Annotated in this window: 17 protein-coding genes; 10 read left to right on the top strand and 7 right to left on the bottom strand. The window is 71.8% G+C overall.

Features of this window, described 5'->3' with window-relative positions:
- Positions 1-7 precede the first annotated feature (7 nt).
- The 3 genes from ACQEWB_RS46740 (at position 8) to ACQEWB_RS46730 (ending at position 2,946) form a co-directional block, all read left to right on the top strand.
- Positions 8-700: an alpha/beta fold hydrolase gene (locus ACQEWB_RS46740; RefSeq protein WP_432842539.1), complete on the top strand. Its 693-nt coding sequence runs from the start codon at positions 8-10 to the stop codon at positions 698-700.
- Positions 701-799: 99 nt separating this feature from the next.
- Complete coding sequence (locus ACQEWB_RS46735; RefSeq protein ID WP_432844357.1) at positions 800-1,969, top strand: lactate 2-monooxygenase; 1,170 nt, start codon at positions 800-802, stop codon at positions 1,967-1,969.
- Entirely contained in the window at positions 1,966-2,946 is a 981-nt protein-coding gene (locus tag ACQEWB_RS46730; RefSeq protein ID WP_432842537.1) for a 2-hydroxyacid dehydrogenase, read from the top strand. Before ACQEWB_RS46735 ends, ACQEWB_RS46730 begins: the two co-directional genes overlap by 4 nt.
- Before the next feature lie 16 nt (positions 2,947-2,962).
- Here the strand turns inward: ACQEWB_RS46730 and ACQEWB_RS46725 are convergent, their stop codons facing one another.
- From ACQEWB_RS46725 to ACQEWB_RS46715, 3 genes are all read right to left on the bottom strand, one after another.
- Positions 2,963-4,576, bottom strand: a complete 1,614-nt coding sequence (locus tag ACQEWB_RS46725; RefSeq protein WP_432842535.1) for an RICIN domain-containing protein — start codon at positions 4,574-4,576, stop codon at positions 2,963-2,965.
- Positions 4,577-5,092: 516 nt separating this feature from the next.
- Positions 5,093-5,470, bottom strand: coding sequence for a toxin Doc (locus tag ACQEWB_RS46720; RefSeq protein WP_432842533.1), 378 nt, complete (start codon positions 5,468-5,470; stop codon positions 5,093-5,095).
- A gap of 3 nt (positions 5,471-5,473) precedes the next feature.
- Positions 5,474-5,719: a hypothetical protein gene (locus ACQEWB_RS46715; protein WP_432842531.1), complete on the bottom strand. Its 246-nt coding sequence runs from the start codon at positions 5,717-5,719 to the stop codon at positions 5,474-5,476.
- A gap of 146 nt (positions 5,720-5,865) precedes the next feature.
- On the opposite strand from ACQEWB_RS46715, the gene ACQEWB_RS46710 reads away from it, so the two are divergent.
- Complete coding sequence (locus ACQEWB_RS46710) at positions 5,866-6,372, top strand: methylated-DNA--[protein]-cysteine S-methyltransferase (RefSeq protein ID WP_432842529.1); 507 nt, start codon at positions 5,866-5,868, stop codon at positions 6,370-6,372.
- Positions 6,369-7,091 (top strand): 2OG-Fe(II) oxygenase, encoded by a 723-nt coding sequence (locus ACQEWB_RS46705; RefSeq protein WP_432842527.1) that lies wholly within the window; start codon positions 6,369-6,371, stop codon positions 7,089-7,091. The genes ACQEWB_RS46710 and ACQEWB_RS46705 overlap by 4 nt, the downstream gene beginning before the upstream one ends.
- 36 nt (positions 7,092-7,127) lie before the next feature.
- On the opposite strand, the gene ACQEWB_RS46700 is transcribed toward ACQEWB_RS46705, so the two are convergent.
- Entirely contained in the window at positions 7,128-7,739 is a 612-nt protein-coding gene (locus tag ACQEWB_RS46700; protein WP_432842525.1) for a hemerythrin domain-containing protein, read from the bottom strand.
- Between the two features lie 185 nt (positions 7,740-7,924).
- Between ACQEWB_RS46700 and sigJ the strand changes: the two genes are divergently transcribed.
- The 3 genes from sigJ (at position 7,925) to ACQEWB_RS46685 (ending at position 10,931) form a co-directional block, all read left to right on the top strand.
- Complete coding sequence (gene sigJ, locus ACQEWB_RS46695; protein ID WP_432842523.1) at positions 7,925-8,845, top strand: RNA polymerase sigma factor SigJ; 921 nt, start codon at positions 7,925-7,927, stop codon at positions 8,843-8,845.
- A complete protein-coding gene (gene qcrB, locus ACQEWB_RS46690) occupies positions 8,842-10,329 on the top strand; it encodes a cytochrome bc1 complex cytochrome b subunit (RefSeq protein WP_432842521.1) in 1,488 nt (495 codons plus the stop codon). Before sigJ ends, qcrB begins: the two co-directional genes overlap by 4 nt.
- Positions 10,330-10,430: 101 nt before the next feature.
- Positions 10,431-10,931, top strand: a complete 501-nt coding sequence (locus tag ACQEWB_RS46685) for a hypothetical protein (protein WP_432842519.1) — start codon at positions 10,431-10,433, stop codon at positions 10,929-10,931.
- A gap of 6 nt (positions 10,932-10,937) precedes the next feature.
- On the opposite strand, the gene ACQEWB_RS46680 is transcribed toward ACQEWB_RS46685, so the two are convergent.
- Together ACQEWB_RS46680 and ACQEWB_RS46675 are read right to left on the bottom strand one after the other, a co-directional pair.
- Positions 10,938-13,181, bottom strand: a complete 2,244-nt coding sequence (locus ACQEWB_RS46680) for a glycoside hydrolase family 9 protein (RefSeq protein WP_432842517.1) — start codon at positions 13,179-13,181, stop codon at positions 10,938-10,940.
- 155 nt (positions 13,182-13,336) lie between these two features.
- A complete protein-coding gene (locus tag ACQEWB_RS46675; RefSeq protein WP_432842515.1) occupies positions 13,337-16,435 on the bottom strand; it encodes a glycoside hydrolase family 2 TIM barrel-domain containing protein in 3,099 nt (1,032 codons plus the stop codon).
- A gap of 254 nt (positions 16,436-16,689) precedes the next feature.
- Between ACQEWB_RS46675 and ACQEWB_RS46670 the strand changes: the two genes are divergently transcribed.
- Positions 16,690-19,077, top strand: coding sequence for a SpoIIE family protein phosphatase (locus ACQEWB_RS46670; RefSeq protein WP_432842513.1), 2,388 nt, complete (start codon positions 16,690-16,692; stop codon positions 19,075-19,077).
- A gap of 3 nt (positions 19,078-19,080) precedes the next feature.
- On the opposite strand, the gene ACQEWB_RS46665 is transcribed toward ACQEWB_RS46670, so the two are convergent.
- Positions 19,081-19,650, bottom strand: coding sequence for an RNA polymerase sigma factor (locus tag ACQEWB_RS46665; RefSeq protein WP_432842511.1), 570 nt, complete (start codon positions 19,648-19,650; stop codon positions 19,081-19,083).
- Between the two features lie 19 nt (positions 19,651-19,669).
- On the opposite strand from ACQEWB_RS46665, the gene ACQEWB_RS46660 reads away from it, so the two are divergent.
- Positions 19,670-21,019, top strand: coding sequence for a serine/threonine-protein kinase (locus ACQEWB_RS46660; RefSeq protein ID WP_432842509.1), 1,350 nt, complete (start codon positions 19,670-19,672; stop codon positions 21,017-21,019).
- Positions 21,020-21,035 lie beyond the last annotated feature (16 nt).

Genomic DNA, 21,035 nt, shown 5'->3' with positions numbered 1-21,035 from the left:
GGGCGGCATGACGAACTTCGTGCTGGTGGCAGGGGCCTGGCTCGGCGGGTGGGCCTGGGACGGGACGGCGGGGGCACTGCGCGAGGCGGGGCACGGCGTGCATCCGCTCACGCTGTCCGGGCTCGCCGAGAGACGAGGCGTGTCCGCCGGGCAGCAGACCCATGTGCGGGACATCGTCGACGAGGTCGAGCGGCTGGACCTGCGGGACGTCGTCCTCGTCGGGCACAGCTACTCCGGTGTGCCGGTCGGGCAGGCGGCCGGACGGATCGGGGAGCGGCTGGCCCGGATCGTGTTCGTCGACGCGATGGTGCCGGTCGACGGCGAGTCGGCGCTCTCGGGCTGGCCGAGCGACGAGGTGCGGGAGGCGATCGCCGCGACCGGCTTCTGGCCGCCGCTGACCGCCCCCGAATACGCGGGCCAGGGCCTGACCGACGACCAGATAGCCCGGATCGTGGCGGGCTCGACCCCGCACCCCGGCGCCACGGCGACCGAACCCGCTGTCCTGACAAGCCCGTTGAGCGAGGTCCCCGGCACCTACATCAAGTGCCTCTTGGACGGCGACGAGCCCTGGGGCGCCGCCGCCGAGTTGCTCAAGAGCGAGCGCTGGGAGCTGGTGAACCTGGACACCGGGCACTGGCCGATGTTCTCGCGGCCGGCCGAACTCGCCCGGATCCTCAATGAGTCCGTTTCCGGCCGCTGAGCAGGATCCGCGGGCCCACCCCGGTGGACGGACCTGCACTTACTCGCCAGTATCGTCGGGGTGCAACGCGTTCTCAGCGACGAGAGGCGGGACCTGGTCATGGCCAAGCACTGGGCGGACTTCCAGTACGAGATCTATCTCAACGGGATGTCGGGCGCGGTGCCGCGGCTGCCCACCGATCTGACCCGACTGGAGGAGCTGACCGAGCAGCGGCTCGGTCCCGGGCCCGTCGGCTATGTGGCGGGGAGCGCGGGCGACGGCAGCACGGCGCGGGCGAACCGGGCCGCCCTGGAGCGGCGCCGGATCGTGCCGCGCATGCTGCGGGACGTGCACGAGCGGGACCTGTCGGTCGAGGTGCTGGGCCGCGCCCTGCCCGCCCCGCTGGCCCTGGCACCGGTCGGCGTGCTGTCGATCATGCATCCGGACGCCGAGCCGGCCGCCGCCCGGGCCGCCGCCGCGCAGGGGGTGCCGTACATCCTGTCCTCGGCCTCCAGCACGCCCATGGAGCAGGTCGCGGCGGCGATGGGGGACGCCGAGCGCTGGTTCCAGCTGTACTGGCCGAAGGACGTCGAGGTGGCCCGGAGCTTCCTGAACCGGGCGAAGGCGGCCGGGTTCACCGCGCTGGTCGTCACCCTCGACACCCCGTTGCTGTCCTGGCGCCCCCGCGACCTGGACCAGGCCTATCTGCCGTTCCTGCACGGCGTCGGCACCGCCAACTACTTCTCCGACCCGGCCTTCCAGGCGGCCCTGGCCAAACCGGTGGCCGAGGATCCGAACGCGGCCGTGCTGCACTTCGTCGGCATGTTCGCGGACCCCGCCAAGACCTGGCCGGACCTGGCGTTCCTGCGGGAGAACTGGGACGGCCCGATCGTCCTCAAGGGCATCCTGCACCCGGACGACGCGCGCCTGGCCGCCGACGCCGGCATGGACGGCGTGGTCGTCTCCAACCACGGCGGCCGGCAGGTGGCCGGATCCGTGGCGGCCGCCGACGCGCTGCCCCGGGTGGCCGAGGCGGTCGGCGACCGGCTCACCGTCCTCTTCGACAGCGGCATCCGCACCGGCGACGACGTCTTCAAGGCGCTCGCGCTCGGCGCCGAGGCAGTGCTGCTCGGGCGGCCGTACGTCTACGGGCTCGGCCTCGACGGACAGGCGGGCGTCGAGCATGTGATCCGCTGTCTGCTCGCCGAGTTCGACCTCACCCTCGCTCTCTCCGGACACGCCGCACCCGCCACGATCGGCCCCGCCGACCTCATCGAGGAATCCGTATGACCACCGCCCCGAAGAACGTCCTCGCCGTCATCGCCCCGCACGTCGGCGGCCGCACCGCCGGCGCCGGACTCGCCACGCTCTTTCCGGGCGAGGCGAACGTCACCGTCGTGGAGGCGACGGACGAGCAGCCGTCCGCCCTGCGCGAGGCGCACGTCGTCATCACCGCGCTCGCCCCCGTCACCGCCGAACACCTCGCCGCCGCACCGGAGTTGCAGCTGGTGCAGTGCGCGAGCCACGGCTTCGACTACGTCGACCTGGACGCGGCGCGCGCCCGTGGGGTGCGGGTGGCGAACATCGGCTCCAGCGGTGCCGAGTCGCAGAACGTGGCCGAGCAGACCTTCGCGCTGATGCTCGCCCTGGCCAAGCAGCTGATCCCGGCGCACACCGCGCTGGTCGAGGCCGACTGGGCGCTCCCCCGCCTCCAGCGCTCGCTCACCGAGCTCTCCGGCAAGACCATCGGCATCGTCGGGCTGGGCAACATCGGGCAGGAGGTCGCCCGCCGCGCGGTCGCCTTCGACATGAGCATCGTCTACGCCGGCCGCCGACGCCTGCCGGAGGAGACCGAGGCCCGCCTCGGCGGCGCCCGCCATGTCCCGCTGGACGAACTCCTGCGCACCGCCGACTACATCACCCTCCACGCGCCCCTCACCGACGAGACCCGCGACCTCCTGAACGCCGAGCGCCTCGCCCTGCTCAAGCCGACGGCCTTCGTCGTCAACACCGCCCGCGGCGCCCTGATCGACCAGGACGCCCTGGCCGACGCCCTGGAGAAGGGTGCCGTGGCCGGGGCGGGCATCGACGTCTTCGACCCCGAACCGCCGACCGCGGCCCTGCGTCTCCTCAAGGCGCCCAACGTGGTCCTCTCACCCCATGTCGGGGGCGTCACCCGCGAGACCCTGATCCGTATCGCCCTGGCCGCCGTACAGAACGTGACCGGGTTTCTGACGGGCGGACAGCCGGCGGACGTCGTGAGCTAGTGCCCGGCCGGTGCCGCTATGCCGTCCCGTCGTCGAGACGCACCGGCCGGGCCGCGGGTCTCTCCGTTCCCGTGATCGACAGCGACCCCGGACTGGCCGTCGCCGACGGGTCGGCGAGCCAGCGCTGGGCGTCGGACCGGTCGCGCACCTTGACGACGATGGCGGCGCCCACGGACCCGGTGGTGGCGGCCAGGGCGAGCTGCTCGTCCCAGCGGGGCAGCAACTCCCCCTGCACGGTGATGTCGTAGCGCACGTCGGCGCCCCGCTTGTCCTTCTCGGCGGCGCACTTGCCGAGGACCACGACCCCGGCGTCCACGTGCGAGTCCAGACACAGCGCGGGATCCGCCTCGCTGCGCAGCAACCCGTCGGTCTCGTACGACCACTGCTGCGTCGCCGCGGACGAGCAGGCCGCCAGCACGGTCCCCGCACCGGCCTTCACCTCACCGGTGATGTCGAGGCACAGGTCGGCGGCAGCGTTGCGCAGCCTCGACCTGCCCGGCACCACGAGGTGTTGGGCCGTCGTGCCGGGCGAGGAGTCGGCCCCCGCGCCCGGTGTCGTACCGTCGCTGGCGCTGTTCGAGGCCGCCGGGTCGACGCCGTCGTCGTGGGACCAGAGCCCGGCGACGGCCACCGTGGCGATGAGGCCTGCGGAAGCGACACCCATCCCGGTCAGCAGCGCCCGGGAGTTGCGCGGCGAGCCCGGCGCACGGCGGCCGGGCAGCGGAATGCGGGGCAGGATGCGCGGCCGGCCGCCGCCGTGCCGGCCGGCGCTCCGCGGCAGCCGGGGCGACTGGCCCGAGCGCCCCGGGCGGGACTCCAGATAGCGGCGGGCGCCCCAGCCGAGTACCGACTCGGCCAGCAGCACACCCAAACCGCCCTCGAAATGGCTCAGTTGTTCAGCGGCGAAACGGCAGTAGCGGCACTCGCTCAGATGCTGCTGGACATCGGGCAGCAGCGCTCCGCCCCGGCGAATGGGAACGTCGAGGAGACGGTTGTAGAACCGGCAATCCTTGGTCGGCGCGAGTTCCCGATGGGCATGTACACAACCTTCGCGGAATTTTTCACGCGCCTGTTCGAGCGCCACCGACGCCGTGTCGGTGTCCATACCGAGCAGACCGGCGGGTATCGAAATCGGCTCGGCCTCCACCTCGGTGTGCCACAGCAAACACCGGGCGAGTCCGGGAAGAGCCTGGAATGAACGCTCGGCGAGCTTGCGGTTTTCGGGCGTCATGGACTTCGCGGTACGCATCCCGCGCCCGCCGGAGGGTTTCTGAAGTTCCGGCAGAACGGTTGATATTCGGTCCTCCGCGGACCACACCCGAACCGTTTCGCGCACGGCCACCAGAATGCGGGGGCGCAGGGCGAGACCGGTCTCGCCGAGCGCCAGCCGGTCCAGGACCTGATGAAAGGCGGCCGAGGTCACCATGGAGGCCAGCTCGGACGGGACCGTGACACAGATCGCCGCGTAGTCGCGGGCGGGCTGCCAGTGCCGCGTCATGAGCAGCGCGACGGAATGGGAGACCTCGCCGTCGGGACGGCCCCTCAGTCGGGCGGCGACGTTCTCGTCGGATTCTCCGGGAACCGCGCCGGCCGGCGGGTAAGGGGGACGAGGGGGGTGGGGGGTGGGCACTGAGCGGATTCCTTCCCACGCGCATGGGACACAAGGGAGTTGTGACCGCCGAAAAGGCCCCCTGGTTGGTACACACCTCTTGGACGGCCGGCGCGAGGACGGTGAATTCAGTCCGCCATTCCCCCCGCACGGCTGGTTCACCCTTGCACAACACACACATGCCCAACAAGGCACTTGAGCAACATCCGCCTCTTTGAAAGAAAGTCAGATACGGCGGCAACTCTCCTCACCCGTACGAGCTTTCCTCATTCCATGCGCCCCGTGTGAAACAGGCGCACGCGCCGGAGCGACGCGCACGCTCCCGGCGCGCACCACCCCGTAGTGCACTGGAGTCGGCCCTTCTCGAAAGGCCCCGCGCAGGACGGCGGCTCTCCTGCGCCGAACGGGCCGCCGACCTTGTTCCTCCCGCCCTCGGTCGGCGGCCCCGGGGCGGGTCGGCGCGCAGCGGGCGGCGGCCCCCGAAGGCGCGCCGACACCCCTCGGACACCGACGCCGCCCGGCGGAGGCCGGCGGCCGTCAGATCTGCCAGGAGCGCAGCCGGTCGGCCGCGCCGTACACGTCGACCTTGCCGTCGATCAGGTCACGGACCAGGTCGACGAGGGCGCCGTAGGGCGGGTCGATGCCGACGCCGCTGACGAACATGTACGCCACGGCGGTCGAGCAGGCGAAGCGGGCGTTGGCCGAGGGCAGCGGCTTGAGCAGCGCGAGGGTGTGCAGCAGCGCGGCGGCCCGCCAGGCCGGGTCGGAGTCGACCCCCAGGCGGGGCGGGTCGACGCGGTGCCGGGCGACGGCGGCGACCAGCGCGGAGAAGTCGTTGACGGTGGGCTGGTCCGGCAGGACCTCTTCGTGGCGCTGAAGCAGCCAGGGCACGTCGATGTGGATGACGGATGCCATCGGTCAGGCGACCCGCCCCTCGCTCGCGCCCGCTGGTTCGTCGTCGGGGAAGGCGGCCGCGAACTCGTCGGCGTGGGTGGCGAAGAAGCGGCGGAACTCCTCCGCGCCCTCCTGTAGCGCCCGGTGCCGGGCGATGTCGGCCGCGGCGGCCTCGCGCACGAGCGCCTTCATCGACGTACCGCGTTCCTTGGCGATCTGGCGCAGGTCCTCTAGTTCGCGATCGCTGAACTCCACATTCAGAGCTGGCATGCCTTCACGGTACCGCCGGGGTACTTACTCGTAAATACTCCCTGCTCAGAGCAGCCTTGCCGTGGTACCTTCCGGGGCTCGTCCGGGGCGAGGTCCAGGTCCGATTCCCGCCGGTCGCGGGCCGCGCGGCGCAGCAGACTGAAGCCATGACGACACAGACGACGTACGCGACGATCAACAGTCCACTGGGCGAGCTGCTGCTGACCGGCGACGGCACGGGCCTTCGGTCGCTGTCCCTGCCGGGGCAGCGGAAGGCGCCCGCCGTCGGTGCCGGATGGCGGCGCGACGACGAGGCCTTCGGCGAGGCCGCCCGGCAGCTGTCCGCCTATTTCGCGGGCCGGCTCACCCGCTTCGGGCTGAGCCTCGCGCCCGCGGGGACGGAGTTCCAGCAGCGGGTGTGGCGGGCGCTCGACGACATCCCGTACGGCGGCACGACCACGTACGGGGAACTCGCCGCGCGGCTGGGCGTGGAGCGGGACGAGATCCGCGCCGTGGGTGCCGCGGTCGGCGCCAACCCGCTTCTGCTCGTCCGCCCGTGTCACCGTGTGATCGGCGCCGACGGCTCGATGCGCGGGTACGCGGGCGGGGTCGAGGCCAAGGTGCGGCTGCTCACGCACGAGGGTGCACTACAGCCCATGCTGGAGCTGTCATGACGCCCACCCCCGCGCAGGCCCGCCGACGTGTCGCCGAGACCGACTGGGCGGCTCTCGCCGCCGAGCTCGACGTGCTCGGCAACTCGCCGACGGGGCGGTTGCTGACGCCGGCCGAGTGCCGTGACCTGGCCGCGCTGTACGAGAAGCCGGAGCTGTTCCGGACGACGGTCGACATGGCGCGGCACCGGTTCGGCTCGGGCGAGTACCGCTACTTCACCCATGACCTGCCGGCCCCGGTGGCCGCACTGCGCGCCGCGCTGTATCCGCGGCTGCTGCCGGTCGCCCGGGACTGGGCGGCCCGCCTCGGCCGTCCGGCGCCCTGGCCGGACTCCCTGGACGAGTGGCTGGAGCGGTGTCACGCGGCCGGGCAGGACCGGTCGGCGCAGATCCTGCTGCGCTACGCCGAGGGCGACTGGAACGCGCTGCACCGGGACGTGTTCGGCGAGCTGGTCTTCCCGCTCCAGGTGGTGATCGGCCTCGACGAGTACGGCGGCGACTACACGGGCGGCGAGTTCCTCATGGTCGAGCAGCGCGCCCGGGCCCAGTCCCGGGGCACCGCGACCGCGCTCCGGCAGGGGCACGGCCTGGTCTTCACCACCCGGGACCGCCCGGTGCGCACACAGCGCGGCTGGTCGGCCGGAGCGATGCGGCACGGTGTGAGCGTCGTACGCTCCGGGCACCGGCACGCGCTCGGCATCGTCTTCCACGACGCTTCCTAGCGGGGGCCGAGAGCCGGCCCGGGAACCCTGCGAGCGCTAGGCGCCGGCCCAGATCCCCTTGCGGCGGTAACTCCCCTCCCACAACAGCCGGTTGAGGACCCGCACGGGCGGTGGCATGGCGTCCAGGAACGCGGCGCGGTCGGCGGCCGGGGCGCCGTCCACGATCCACGGCACGAACACCGCGGCCCCGCGCAGGCCTTGGACCTCACGCATGCGGCCGGTGAAGGCGGACCAGTCGGCGGGCGTCAGGACGTCCTGCATCAGCGGCAGCGCGCTGTCCTCCTCGTGCCCCAGATGGTCGTCGAGGGTGGCCGTCAACGCCCGTACCAGGTCGGGCAGTTCGGGCGCCTGGTCGGCCAGCGCGGTGTCCACGGCCGCGAGCAGCGGGTCGATACGGGAGTGCTCGGACTCCATGTCGTCGAGCAGGGCCAGGTCGCGCGGGCGGCCGGCGGCGCGCTCCCGGGTGCGGGGCCACAGGTCGCTGTCCTCGGCGGTGTGGTGGATGTGCAGCTGATGCCTGAAGTTCTCCCAGCCGGCGCGGACTCCGGGGGTGTGCGCCCGGCCCTCGTCGACGGCCCGAGCGAGGCGCTCCAGGTCCCGTCGGAAGGCGTCGTGGGCGGCGTACATGGCGGTGAAGTCGATACTCATCGGACTGCTCCCTCGTTCGCGGTGCCGGACTCCTGGCTCCGGACTCGCGTTCAAGAGGGCGCTGCGGGCGGCGAGTGTGACGCGACCCGAAAATCATGAGACCTACGTCACATATCGGCCGTTCGTTGTCACATTCCGACCCCGCTGTCCCCTCCCAGTTGTGAGCGCGGCAGCGGGGAGGCCACATGTCAGAGAGCCAAGTCACCGACGGGGCGACCGATGTCTTCATGGACCATCGGGAGCTGTTGTTCAGCCTCGTCTACAACATGCTGGGGAGCGTCGCCGACACCGAGGACGTGCTCCAGGACACCTGGCTGTCGTGGTCGGCCCGGGGCACCGACGGCATCGCCCATCCGCGCGCCTACCTGGTCCGGATCGCCGTCAACCACGCCCTCCAGCGGCAGGCCACGATCAGCCGCCGCCGCGAGACCTACGTCGGCCCGTGGCTGCCGGAGCCCCTGGTCGCCGACGAGGAGACGCCGGACGACCCGGCCCTGCGCACCGAGTCCGTTTCACTGGCGATGCTGGTGGTCCTGGAGTCGCTGACCCCGCTGGAACGGGCGGTGTTCGTGCTCAACGAGGTGTTCGGCTACCCGCACACCGAGATCGCGGACATCGTCGACCGGAAACCGTCGGCCGTACGGCAGCTCGCGCACCGCGCGCGGACCCATGTGCACGCCCGGCGCCCGCTGTACCAGGCGCATCCGCGGGTCCGGCGGGAGGCGACCGAGCGGTTCGTGCGGGCGGCGCTCGGCGGGGACATCGGCGAGCTGATGGAGATCCTCGCGCCGGACGTCACCGTGTGGTCGGACGGCGGCGGCAAGCGCCGGGCGACGGGGCTGCGTCCCGTGCACGGCCGGGACAAGGTGGTCCGCCTGATCAGCTCGTTCACGACCCGGCGCGACCGGCCGCACCTCGACCTGAGCTACCGCCGGGTCAACGGCGACGACGCCGCCGTGCTGTTCGAGGGCGACTCCCCGTACGCCGTCATGGTCATGGACCTCACGCCCGAGGGCGACCGGGTCAGCGGCGTCTACATCGTCACCAACCCCGACAAGCTCACGCACGTGCACAGGGAAACCCAGGACCCCGAGGAGGCGGAGTGAGCACCACCGAGACCCCGGGCAGGGCGGCCGACCCCGGCAAGGGCGAGCGCGTCGCCGACTGGCTGGACGGCCGGCTCGGCATCCACTCGCTCGGCCGGAAGTACCTGCGCAAGGTCTTCCCGGACCACTGGTCCTTCCTGCTGGGCGAGATCTGCCTGTACAGCTTCGTCGTCCTGATCCTGACCGGCATCTACCTCACCCTCTTCTTCCATCCGTCGATGAACGAGGTGACGTACCACGGCAGTTACGTCCCGCTGAACGGCGTGCGGATGTCCGAGGCGTACGCCTCCACGCTGGACATCAGCTTCGACGTGCGCGGCGGCCTGCTGGTCCGGCAGCTGCACCACTGGGCGGCGCTGGTCTTCGTCGCCGCGATGCTCGTGCACATGATGCGGCACTTCTTCACCGGCTCCTTCCGCAGGCCGCGGGAGGTGAACTGGCTGTTCGGCTGGACGCTGCTGCTCCTCGGCCTGTTCGAGGGCCTGTTCGGCTACTCGCTGCCGGACGACCTGCTGTCGGGCACCGGACTGCGCTTCGTCAACGGCGCGCTGCTGTCGGTGCCGATCGTGGGGACGTATCTCTCGATGTTCCTGTTCGGCGGCGAGTTCCCGGGCCATGACATCGTGGCCCGCTTCTACTCGCTGCACATCCTGCTGATCCCGGGCATCATGGCGGCGCTCGTCGTGGCGCACCTGATCCTGGTCGTCCATCACAAGCACACCCAGTTCGCGGGCCCCGGGCGGACCGAACGCAACGTCGTGGGCACGCCGTTCATGCCGGTCTACCTGGCGAAGGCGGGCGGCTTCTTCTTCCTGGTGTTCGGCGCGCTGTCGATCCTCGCCGCCGTGGCGACCGTCAACCCGGTCTGGGTGTACGGCCCCTTCCGTCCCGACCGGGTCTCCACGGGCGCGCAGCCCGACTGGTACCTGGGCTTCGCGGAGGGCCTGGTCCGGGTGATGCCGGGCTGGGAGGTCAACGTGTGGGGCCACACCCTGGTGCTCGGTGTGCTGATCCCGATCGTGGTGTTCCCGCTGCTCCTGGTCTTCATCGGCGTCTACCCGTTCCTGGAGGCGCGGTTCACCGGTGACAGGCGCGAGCACCATCTCCTGGACCGGCCGCGCAACCGCCCGGTCCGCACGGCGATCGGCGCGGCCTGGATCAGCCTGTACCTGATCCTCCTGGCGGGCGGCGGCAACGACATCGTGGCGACCCGCCTGCATCTGTCGATCAACACGGTGACGTGGACGGTCCGCGTCGCGGTGTTCGTCCTCCCGGCCGTCGTCTTCGTCGTCACCCGCCGCGTCTGCCTCGGTCTCCAACTCCGGGACCGTGAACTGGTGTTGCACGGCCGGGAGACCGGCGTGATCAAGCGGCTGCCGCACGGTGAGTACGTCGAGGTGCACCAGCCGCTCACCCGGGCCGAGTTGCACACCCTGACGGCGCACGAGCGCCCCCGGGAACTCGTCGAGCACGAGCCGCAGTAGCGCGGAGGCCGGCGCAACCGCGGCCGCTCCCCCGGTGTCTCTCACACCGACAGCCGGGCATGCACCGACGTCCGCCCGTCGCTCCGCCTGGGGAGGCACCGATGGCCATGGTCGGCCTGTTCTGGATCACCGAGGACCGCGTGTACGTGGGGGCGGAGCCCGTCGGGACGGCGGCCGGGGTCAGACTGACCGAGCACGGCGTCGAGACCCTGGGCGTCGAGCACGGATCGTCCTGGGGCTGGGACGAGGTGCGGCGCATCGAGGCCACCGACGTGGCCGTGCGCTCGAGCGCACGGCGGCTGGCCTCGCTCGCGCTGGACTCGGTGCTCGTCCTGGTGAGCGGCGACGGCGTACTGCCCCCGGCCTTCACCGTACGGGTGGACACCACCGACGGCACCGAGGAGGTGAGTGTCTCCTCGGTCGTCGTCGGCGGCATCTACACACCCGACGAGCACGAGCTCTCCCGTGTCCTCCTGGACCGGATCACCGACCGGGGCGAGCCCCTCGACGACCTGCTCGCCTGGGGCCGCGCCCACGCCACGGAGGGCACCCCGCGCCGCGAGGAACGCGAGGCACTGCTCCGCAAGTGGGCCGGCGTCTAGACCCGGTCAGCCCTGGTCCGCGACGAAGGACGCCATCCGGGCCAGGGCCGCGTTCCAGTTGATCGCGGTCTCGTTGGTCGACCAGGACTGGATGTCGTCGATGTAGCAGAACTGGCCGACACAGCCCTGGAGTCTGCTCTGTGCGTAGGGGTCCTGGATGGAGGAGTTGGGGCCGCCCGCGAGTGTCCCGTGCGGTGGGTTCGGGAGGTTCGGGTCGAGCTCGTGGGCGTACCAACGGCTGTGCTCGTTGTGGGAGTTGACCTCCCCGTAGCCGGTGACGTACGAGATGTTCAGCGCGTTGCGGCCGAGGATGTAGTCCATGCTCTGGACCGCGCCGTCCCGGTACTTCGAGGCGCCGGTGATGTCGTACGCCGTCGCCAGCACGACCGAGTTGTTGAGGACCTGGTGGCTGGAGCCCCAGTCGTAGATGTTGTCGGGCGGGGAGTACGGCATGCCGTACGGCTGCGCCTTGAGCGTCGACAGGTAGGAGTCCGCGCCCCTGACGACCGACTCGCGCACCTTGTCCCGGCCGGGCAGCCTGCTCGGCACGGTGGCGAGGTCGAGGCGTCCCGCGGCCGCCGTCCGGCCCCAGTCGAAGCCGAGGGGGCCGAAGATGTCGGCCGTGTGCACCGGGGAGTTGAGGACGTGGTCCGCGAACTGCTTCTCGCCCGTGGTGAGATACAGCTCCGCCGCCGCCCAGTAGAACTCGTCGGTGGCGTTGGTGTCGTCGTAGGTGCCGCCTCCGGTGCCGTCGCTCGCGGAGGCGTACATGGCCGGGTGCGCGAGCGCCGCCGACCATGCCTTGCGGGCGGCCGTGAGGGCCTTGGCGGCGAAGGCGCGGTCGTAGGGGCGGTAGAGGCGGGCCGCCTGGGCCGCCGTCGCCGCCAGGTTGAGGGTCGCCTGCGTGGACGGCGGGTGCAGTTCGCGCTTCTGGGGGTCCTCGCTCGGCAGCAGGGGCAGGCCGGTCCACTGCTCGTCGTGGATCTTGTGGTGGGCCATGCCGGCCAGCGGCTGCCCGTCCGGCACCTGCATCTTCAGCAGGAACTCCAGCTCCCAGCGGGCCTCGTCGAGGATGTCCGGCACCTTGTTGCCGCTCTCCGGGATGGCCAGCGTGCCGTCGCGCAGTTTCTCCGACTCCCCTGTACGCGCGAGCAGTTCACGCTCGTACGTGCTCAGCAGCTCCCAGGTGGCGATGCCTCCGTTGACCACGTACTTGCCGTGGTCGCCGGCGTCGTACCAGCCGCCGGTGACGTCAAGCGTGTAGTCGCAGACGCCCGGCTGGCAGGGGACGTTGTCATCGCCCTGGTTCGGCGCGACGTTGAGGTGTCCGGCCGCCCTGCCGTACCCGGGGCGCAGGTCGTCGCTGATCGCGATGCCGCTGCGCTGTGTGTAGTAGTACTTCACCGAGTCGAGCCGCAGCTGCTTGTACGCGCCCGTGCCGATGTCGAACGGCCGGCTGGTCTCCCCGTCGGCCACCAGCGTCAGCCCCTTGCCCTGCTTGCGGTAGGCGCCGAAGTCGATCGAGTGCACGTTCTGCCCGGAGGAGACGTCCACCCCGCGCGGCGCTGTCCAGCCGTGCGCGACCGTGGCCCCGTCCGCATCATGAAGCTGCCAGGGCAGCTTGGCGGTGGCGTCCGTGACGAGGGTGGCGTTCTTCGGGCCGGACGGCAGATACGCGACCTGGTTGACGCGCACCCGCGGCCCGGTGTCCGGCTCGTAGACCTCCGGCGGGACCCCGCCGAGCAGTGACACGTCGTCCATGCAGAACCGCCAGGCGTCCACGCTGCCGCCGGCCTGGAAGGCGACCTGGCCCTGGGTCGTGTCGACGGGCGAGGTGAAGGTGTAGGAATAGGTGTCGCCGGAGACGCTCAGTTGCGGACTGACCTCGAAGTACGTGTCGTACGGCGCCACTTGCAGCCCCACGATCGCCCGCACCACATGGCCTTCGGGCGAGCCGGACGCCTTGAAGGCGAAGCGGTACGACTCCCCCTTGACCAGCGTGACGTCGTTCTGGCCGACGGCGGCGTCCCAGCGGTTGGCGGTGCCGCCGGGGACGTCCGCGCAGAGCTGTCCGCCGGAGAGACCGGCGGTGACGTTGCCGGTGGCCCACCAGGGGTCGGTGGTGGTGTCGAAGGTGCCGTTCTTCAGCTGCTCCACCTCGTCGGCGGCCGCGGGCCCTGCCGGGAGCGCGGTGAGCACGGCTCCCAGCAGGGCGGTCAGGGTCAGCAGCGCGGTTCTGCGTCGTTTCACGTCTGGGCTCCTCGGGAGGGAGGTACGGGTGACGCTCACCGGCACGCGCCGATGGGAGCGCTCCCAGATGCGGACGCAGCCATGCTTGTTGGAGCCATGACACCCCGTCAACGGTCCGGACGGGACTGGTTCCCGCCCGGACCGTCACGCCCTGCTCAGCTCGCGGGCGCCTCCAGCTTGCTGATGCGCGCCGCTCCGACGGCCTGCCCGGGATGCGCGCTGGTCAGCGTCAGCCGCAGCCGGGAGCCGCTCACCGCGTCGAAGGTGACGACGGTGGCCGCGTCCGAGGAGGTGGCCCAGTCGACCGCCGCGCCCGTGACGGGCACGTACGCGCGGCCGTCCCACACGGCCGCCTCCACCGAGGCGGGCAGGCTGTGCGTGGCGTCGACGGTGAAGGAGACCTCGACCCGGGTGAAGCTCCGGGTGCGCCCGTAGTCGACGGAGACCCAGTCCTTGGTCCTGGCTCCGCTGAAGGCGGGCAGCAGAGCCGTGGCCGACTTGGCGAAGCCGTTGGACCAGCCGGTGGCCGTGTCGCCGTCGAGCATCGCGGCGGGGAGGGTGTCGGGGCGGCCGGAGTAACTCGCGTCCACCAAGGGGTAGTTCGGGGCGGCCGGGTAATCCGGCTGGAACGGCGTCGGGGCGGTCGCCGCGACCGAGCGGGCATGCGTCGTACGCACGGTCGCCGTACCCTTCCGCAGCCCCTCCGCCCGCGCCGTCACCTTCAGCGCGCCCGCCTTGGTGCCGGACCGCACGATGGCGAGGGCCTTGCCGTGGAAGGCCGTCCGGGTGCTGGCCTGGTAGCGCTCGGCGCTCTCCTCGCGGCCGTTGTCGAGCCCGGCGAGGGAGCCGCCCGCGACGTCGAAGGTGATCAGGTGCTCGGCGTCCGGCACCACCACACCCCGGGCATCGACCACGTCCGCGGTCACGAAGACGAGCGAACGCCCGTCCGCGGCAAGGGACTTGCGGTCGGCGGTGAGCCGTACGGCATGGGGCTCCCCCGCCGTGCGCAGCACATCGGTGGCCACCACCTTGCCGTCGCTGCGCGCCACCGCCTTCAACTCACCGGGCACGTAAGGCACTTTCCAGATCAGGTGCAGCTTGCCCGCGCTGCCGTTGGGGCTGGTGTAACTGCCCGGGTAGGGGCCGCCGGTGAAGGTCTTGTCGTCGCCGGTCGCCTCGGTGGTCTCCAGGTAGGTGCGCCCGTCGGTGGTCTTCTTGGTGTCGAAGGTCCGCGTGCCGAGGGACTTTCCGTTGAGGAGGAGCTCGACGGTCCCGACGTTGGAGTAGGCCCAGACCTCGACCGTGTCGCCGTCCTCGTGGTTCCAGCTCATGGGCAGCAGATGGACCATGGGTTCGCCGATCCACTGGCTCTGGAACAGGTAGTACATGTCCTTGGGGAAGCCGGCCGTGTCGACCGCGCCGAAGAAGGACGCCTTGACCGGGAAGACGTTGTACGGCGTCGGCTCGCCGATGTAGTCGATGCCGGACCACAGGAACTGCCCGGCGAACCACTTCCGGTCCCGGTCCTTCTTGTGGCCGTACTCCCCGCTCATGGTCCAGGAGGCGAGGTTGTTGTCGTACGAGGAGGTGGCCCGCCTGCCCGGCGTGTAGTTCTCGCCGGTGTTCAGGTGCTCCGGCTCCTGGTACGTCGAGCGGGTCGAGGTCTCCGAGGAGGACTCGGACTCGAAGAGGAACAGGTGCGGGTAGGCCGCGTGCAGGGCGTCCACCGACTTGGCGGTGTTGTAGTTGAGGCCGAGGCCGTCGAGCTTGGCGAGCATCAGGTCGGAGGCCGAGCCCTTGGCGGGCACGCCCCGGTACTTGTCCGAGCCGATGACGAGGGGCCGGGTGTCGTCGGCCGCCCTGATCGCGCCGATGATCCGGTCGGCCATCGCGAGCCCGGCGGTGGAGGTGGAGTCGGGGATCTCGTTGCCGATGGACCACAGCACCACGGCGGGCGAGTTGCGGGCCGCGAGGACCATCTCGGTGGCGTCCTGCTCGCACCACTCGTCGAAGAAGCGGCCGTAGTCGTACTTGGTCTTGCCGGTCTTCCAGCAGTCGAAGGCCTCCACCATCATCACGATGCCCAGCTCCTCGCAGACCTGGATGATCTGCGGCGAGGGCGGGTTGTGGGAGGTGCGGAAGGCGTTGACGCCCATCGACTTCATGATGGTCAGCTGTCTGCGGACCGCGTCGACGCTGATGGCGGAGCCGAGGGCGCCCTGGTCGTGGTGGAGGTCGACGCCCTTGATCTTGGTGTGGGTACCGTTGAGGGAGAAGCCCTCGTCCGGGTCGAAGCGGTAGGTGCGGATACCGAAGGGGGTGCGGTAGGTGTCGACGGTCCTGCCGCCCACCCGGAGTTCGGTCTCCACGGTGTAGCGGTGGTCCGGGGTCGCGATGTCCCACAACTCGGGCTTGGGGACGGTGAGTTCGTGGGTCTCGACGGTCCTGTCGGTGACCGTGACCGTGCCGGCCGCGCGGGCCACCGTACGGCCGTCGGGGTCCTTCACCGCCGTGCGGACCTCGACCCGGCTCTCGGCTCCCGACTCGTTCACCACCGAGGTGCGCACCCGTACCACGGCCCGCTCGCCGGTGATGTCCGGCGTGGTCACGTACGTGCCCCAGCGCTCCACGTGCACCGGCTCGGTGATCACCAGGCGGGCCTCGCGGTAGATGCCGCTGCCCGAGTACCAGCGGCTGCTGGGGAGTTGGTTCTGCACCTTGACCGCGATGACGTTCTCGGTGCTGCCGTCCGTGTGCACCAGACCGGTGAGGTCGAGGGCGAAGCCGGTGTAGCCGTAGGGGTGACGGCCGACCTGGGTGCCGTTGCAGTAGACGTAGGAGTCCATGTAGACGCCGTCGAACTCCACCGAGATCCGCTTCCCGGCGAGCGCGGGCGGCAGGGTGAAGGCGAGGCGGTACCAGCCGAGGCCGCCGGGGAAGAAGCCGGTGCCGCTGGTGGTGCCGTTCTCGGTGGTGGGGGTCTGCTCGATGCTCCAGTCGTGCGGGACCGCGACCTCGCGCCACGCCGAGTCGTCGTAGCCGGGGTCGGGGGCGTTCGCGTACGCGCCGGTCGGATCGGTGATCCCGCCCGCGTTGACCAGCGCGAAGCGCCAGCCGTCGCGCAGGGCGACCGTGCGGCGGCCGGACGCGCTCCCGGCGGCCTCGGCGGCGCGGGCCGCCGGGGTGGCGAGGAGCGCTCCGGCCGCGGGCGCGGCGGTGGAGGCGATCAAAACCGATCTGCGAGTGACCGTCATGCGGCTCTCCCTCATCAGGGCCCAGAAGTACTCACAACTGATCGTGAACAAACAGATTCTGACGGGGCGCCGCACAGGCCCGTCAAGGGTGCGGCGGACGACTTCTGCCGCGTGCGTCACGACGACCGGAATTCCCCCTTGACCGTTCACACCCCCGGCCAGGGGTTCTCCGAACGTGGCGGGCTTTGACGCACTAGGCTGGAACCCAAGTGACCTGGCTGTTCACTGTGAGTGCGCGCGATGGAGTGGCGACGATGAGTCCGGTGTACCCGTTCGACGATGCCGCGACAGCGCGGGCGGTCATCGATGCGGGCGGCACGCTCGTCGAGTGGAACGACGGTGCTCAGCGGCTGCTGGGCTGGCCGGCGGCGGACGTCCTGGGCCGCCGGGCCACCGACCTGGTGATCGAGACGGCCCCGGGTCCGGAGTTCGATCCCCGCGACATCCGCTGGCACGGCATCGTCACGCTCCGCCACCGGGACGGCGACCCGGTGCCCGTCTGGCTGCTGGTGCACCGTGTCGAGGCCGAGGAGGGCGGACCGGTCCGCTGGCTCGTGGTGACGCCCCTGGAGGGTGACGCCCCGCGCGCGGCCGACGATCCGCTGGAGCAGGTCGGTCTCCTCCAGTCCCCCTGTGCCGTGGCGATCTACGACGAGCGGCTCCGGCTGCGGCGGATGAACGAGGTCATGGCGGACGTGCTGGGGCTGCCCGAGGAGCGGGTACGGGGGCTGCGCGCGTTCGAGATGACCGGCCGACGGCAGAGCGCAGACATAGAGCGTCATCTGCGGCGCGTCCTCACCACCGGCCAGGGCCACGACGTGCGCACCCATGTACCGGCCGGCGGGGACGTCCGCGCACACGCCTGGCTGGCCCGGATGGCCCCGGTCACCGACGCGACGGGACGGGTGCGGGGCGTGTGCGTCGCCGCCCACGACTTCACCGAGGAGTACATGGCCCGCGAGCGGCTCCAGCTCGTCAACGAGGCCAGTGTCCGTATCGGCACCACCCTCGACGTAACCCGAACGGCTCAGGAGCTCGCGGAGGTCTGCGTCCCCGCGCTCGCCGACTTCGTCAGCGTCGACCTGCTCGACCCGCCGGACTCCGGGGCCGAGCCCCTCGCCGGACCGCTGAGCGCCCCGATCAGCCTGCGCCGCGCCGCCCACCGCTCCCTCAACCCCGGCACCCCCGAGGCCGTGGTCAAGCCGGGGCACCTGGACCTCTACCCGGTCCCGTCCCCGCAGGCCGACTCGCTGCTGGCGGGCCACACCATCGTGGCCACGATCGAGTCCGACGACCTCGACGACTGGCTGACCTGGGACCCGGCCCGCCTCGAGCGGATCAAGGAGTACGGCATCCACTCCACGATGTCCGTGCCGATCCAGGCCCGCGGCCTCACGCTCGGCGTCGCCGTCCTGGCCCGCTTCAGACGCGAGGACCCGTTCACACCCGACGACGTACTGCTCGCCGAGGAGGTGACCGCGCGGGCCGCCGTGTGCATCGACAACGCCCGCCGGTTCTCCCGCGAGCGCGAGACCGCCCTCGCCCTCCAGCGCAGCCTGCTGCCGAGATCGCTGCCGCGCACGGCGGCCGTGGACGCCGCTTCCCGCTATCTCCCGGCGGCCCGGGCCGGGGTGGGCGGCGACTGGTTCGACGTGATCCCGCTGTCCGGGATGCGGGTCGCCATGGTCGTCGGGGACGTCGTCGGCCACGGCATCCAGGCCTCGGCCACCATGGGCCGGCTGCGCACCGCCGTCCGCACTCTCGCCGACATAGACCTCGCTCCCGACGAACTCCTCACCCACCTCGACGACCTGGTCGTACGGCTGTCCGCGGAGGCGGGCAGCGAGGGCAGCCCCGGCGAGGTGGGGGCCACCTGTCTGTACGCGGTCTACGACCCGGTCTCGCGCCGCTGCACGATGGCGCGGGCGGGGCATCCGCCGCCGGTCGTGATGGTGCCGGACGGCGAGCCGGAAGGGGTGAAGCTCCCGGCCGGGCCGCCGCTGGGCCTGGGCGGGCTGCCGTTCGAGTCGGCCGAGCTGGAGCTGCGCGAGGGCAGCGTGCTGGCGTTCTACACGGACGGTCTGATCGAATCCCGTGAGCGGGACGTCGACGCCGGCCACCAGTTGCTGTGCGACGCGCTGGCCACGTACGCCGACTCGCTGGACGAGACCTGCGACCGGATCCTGCACGCCCTGCTGCCGCCGGGCGGCGCGGCGGACGACGTGGCGCTGCTGCTGGCCCGCACCCGCGGGCTGCCCGCCTCCCAGGTCGCGACCTGGCACATCCCGGCCGACCCGGCGCTGGTCGCCCCCATCCGCAAGCAGGTCGTGGGGCAACTCGAGGTCTGGGGGCTGCTGGAGGCCTCCTTCACCGCCGAGCTGGTGGTGAGCGAGCTGGTCACCAACGCGATCCGGTACGGTGCCCATCCGATCCGGCTCCGGCTGATCCACGACGCGACCACGCTGATCTGCGAGGTCTCCGACACCAACCACACGGCGCCGCATCTGCGCCGGGCGAAGACCTTCGACGAGGGCGGCCGCGGGCTGCTGCTGGTCGCCCAGCTCACCCAGCGCTGGGGCAGCCGGCACACCACGGAGGGCAAGACGATCTGGGCGGAGATCGGGCTGCTCGACGACGAGTGAGCGTCAGGACCCGTCCGCGAGCCACGGCCTGACCTGCCGACGCGCCTCGTGCAGCCGCGACTTGAAGGTGCCCAGCGGCACACCGGCCCGTTCGGCGGCCTCGGCGTAGTCGAGCTGGCAGATGTCCCGGTAGACCAACGGCGCCACCAGGTGCGGGCGTTCGCGTTCCAGCCGGTCCAGGGCGTCGAGGAGGTCGAGGCGCGAACCGGCGATCACGCTGGTGGTGCGCGGATCGGCCTGCCGGTCGTCGTGGACCGGGACGGGCTGTTCGGCGGCCCGGCGTTTCAGCTCCCGGTACTTCTGCCGACAGCAGTTGGCGACGACAGTGTGCAGCCAGGTGCTGAAGCGGCTGCGCCCCTCGAAGGTGCCGATCCTGCGGGCGACTTGGAGCAGGACGTCCTGGGCCGCCTCCTCGGCGTCCTCCCGGCAGGGCAGGAACCGTCCGCAGCGCCGGAGGACCTCGGGCCGGATCGCGTGCAGCAGCTCCTCCAGCGCGGCGCCGTCGCCCGCCGCCGCGCCGCGGGCCAGCTCCTCGGCCGGCGGGACGAGCTGCTCTGCTCGGGATCGGTCCACGGCCAGGCATGATAGTCGTATGCACTCCGTCGAACGGATCGGGCGCTACCGCCTGGAGCGGCGCCTGGGTTCGGGCGCGTTCGGCACGGTCTGGCTCGCCCACGACGACGTGCTCGAAGCACCGGTCGCCGTGAAGGTCCTCGCCGACAACTGGTCCCACCGCCTCGACGTCCGCGAACGCTTCCTGGCCGAGGCGCGCATGCTGCGGCGGGCGGGTTCGGAGCGGGTGGTGCAGGTCTACGACATCGGTGAACTGCCCGACGGCAGGCCGTACTTCGTGATGGAGTACGCCGACGGCGGCACCCTCGCCGAGCTGCTGGACGCCGGTCCGCTGCCCGTGTCCGAGGCGCTGCGGCTGACGGCGGCGGCCGCCCGGGGCGCGGCCGCGCTGCACGAGGCGGGGATCGTGCACCGGGACATCAAGCCGACCAACGTGCTGCTGGCCGAGGGCGGTTCGCGGGTGCTGCTGGCCGACCTGGGGCTGGCGAAGAGCCTGGCGCAGGCGTCCGGGCTCACCCAGGCCGCGGGGTCGGCGGGCTACCGGCCGCCCGAGCAGGCGGAGGTGGGCGCGGGGATCGACGCGCGGGCCGACGTGTACAGCCTGGGGGCGGTCGGCTATCACCTGGTCACCGGGGCGGTGCCGGGTGCGCCGGGCCGGGTCGTACGGCCCGACCGGCTGCGGACGGGGCTCGACCCGGCGGTCCGGCGGGCCCTGATGCGGGCGCTGCAACCGGACCGCGGACGTCGCTGGCCGAGCGCGCAGGCCTTCGCGGAGGAGCTGGACCGCCTCGCCGCGGGACCGCGACCCCGGCGGCATCGGACGGTCCTCGCGCTGTCCGGCGTCGTCGCGGTGGCCGCGGTGGTCGGCGTGACGCTCACGCTGGCGCGCGGGGCGGCGCCGGCTGCCGAGCTGCGGGTCGCCGACAGCAGCGGCCGGGTCGTGGCCGACGTACCCGCCGCCTGGGATCGCCAACTGCGGGACTCGGGCTGGGATCCGCGGGCGCTCGGGCTGCCCGCCGGGCACGAGCCGGGGTTCGCGGTCGCGGACGACCTGGCGAAGTGGCAGGACCTGGGTGCGGGCGTCAACGGTGTGTTCGTCGGCCTCGGCGAGCACGGAGACCTCACGGCCGCCGTGAACGGTCTCGTCCACTCCGGCTGCCACTACGACGGCGGCCGGACCTACACCGGTCCGGCCTGGCACGGCAGGGTGCGCACCTGGAGCGGCTGCCCGGGTCCCGGGTCGGTGACCGAGGCCGCGCTGGCGCCGGCGGGCGGTGACGCGCGGCCGCAGGTGTACGTGCAGATCCGGGAGAGCGGCAAGGGTCCTTCGGCCGAGCGCATCCTCGGTTCCGTACGTCTCGGTGGCTGACGCGCAACACTCGCGA

Source organism: Streptomyces sp. CA-249302, assembly GCF_050936785.1.
Classification (GTDB): domain Bacteria; phylum Actinomycetota; class Actinomycetes; order Streptomycetales; family Streptomycetaceae; genus Streptomyces.
Note: the sequence above shows the minus strand (reverse complement) of the source record. Positions and strands in the feature narration are given on the sequence as shown.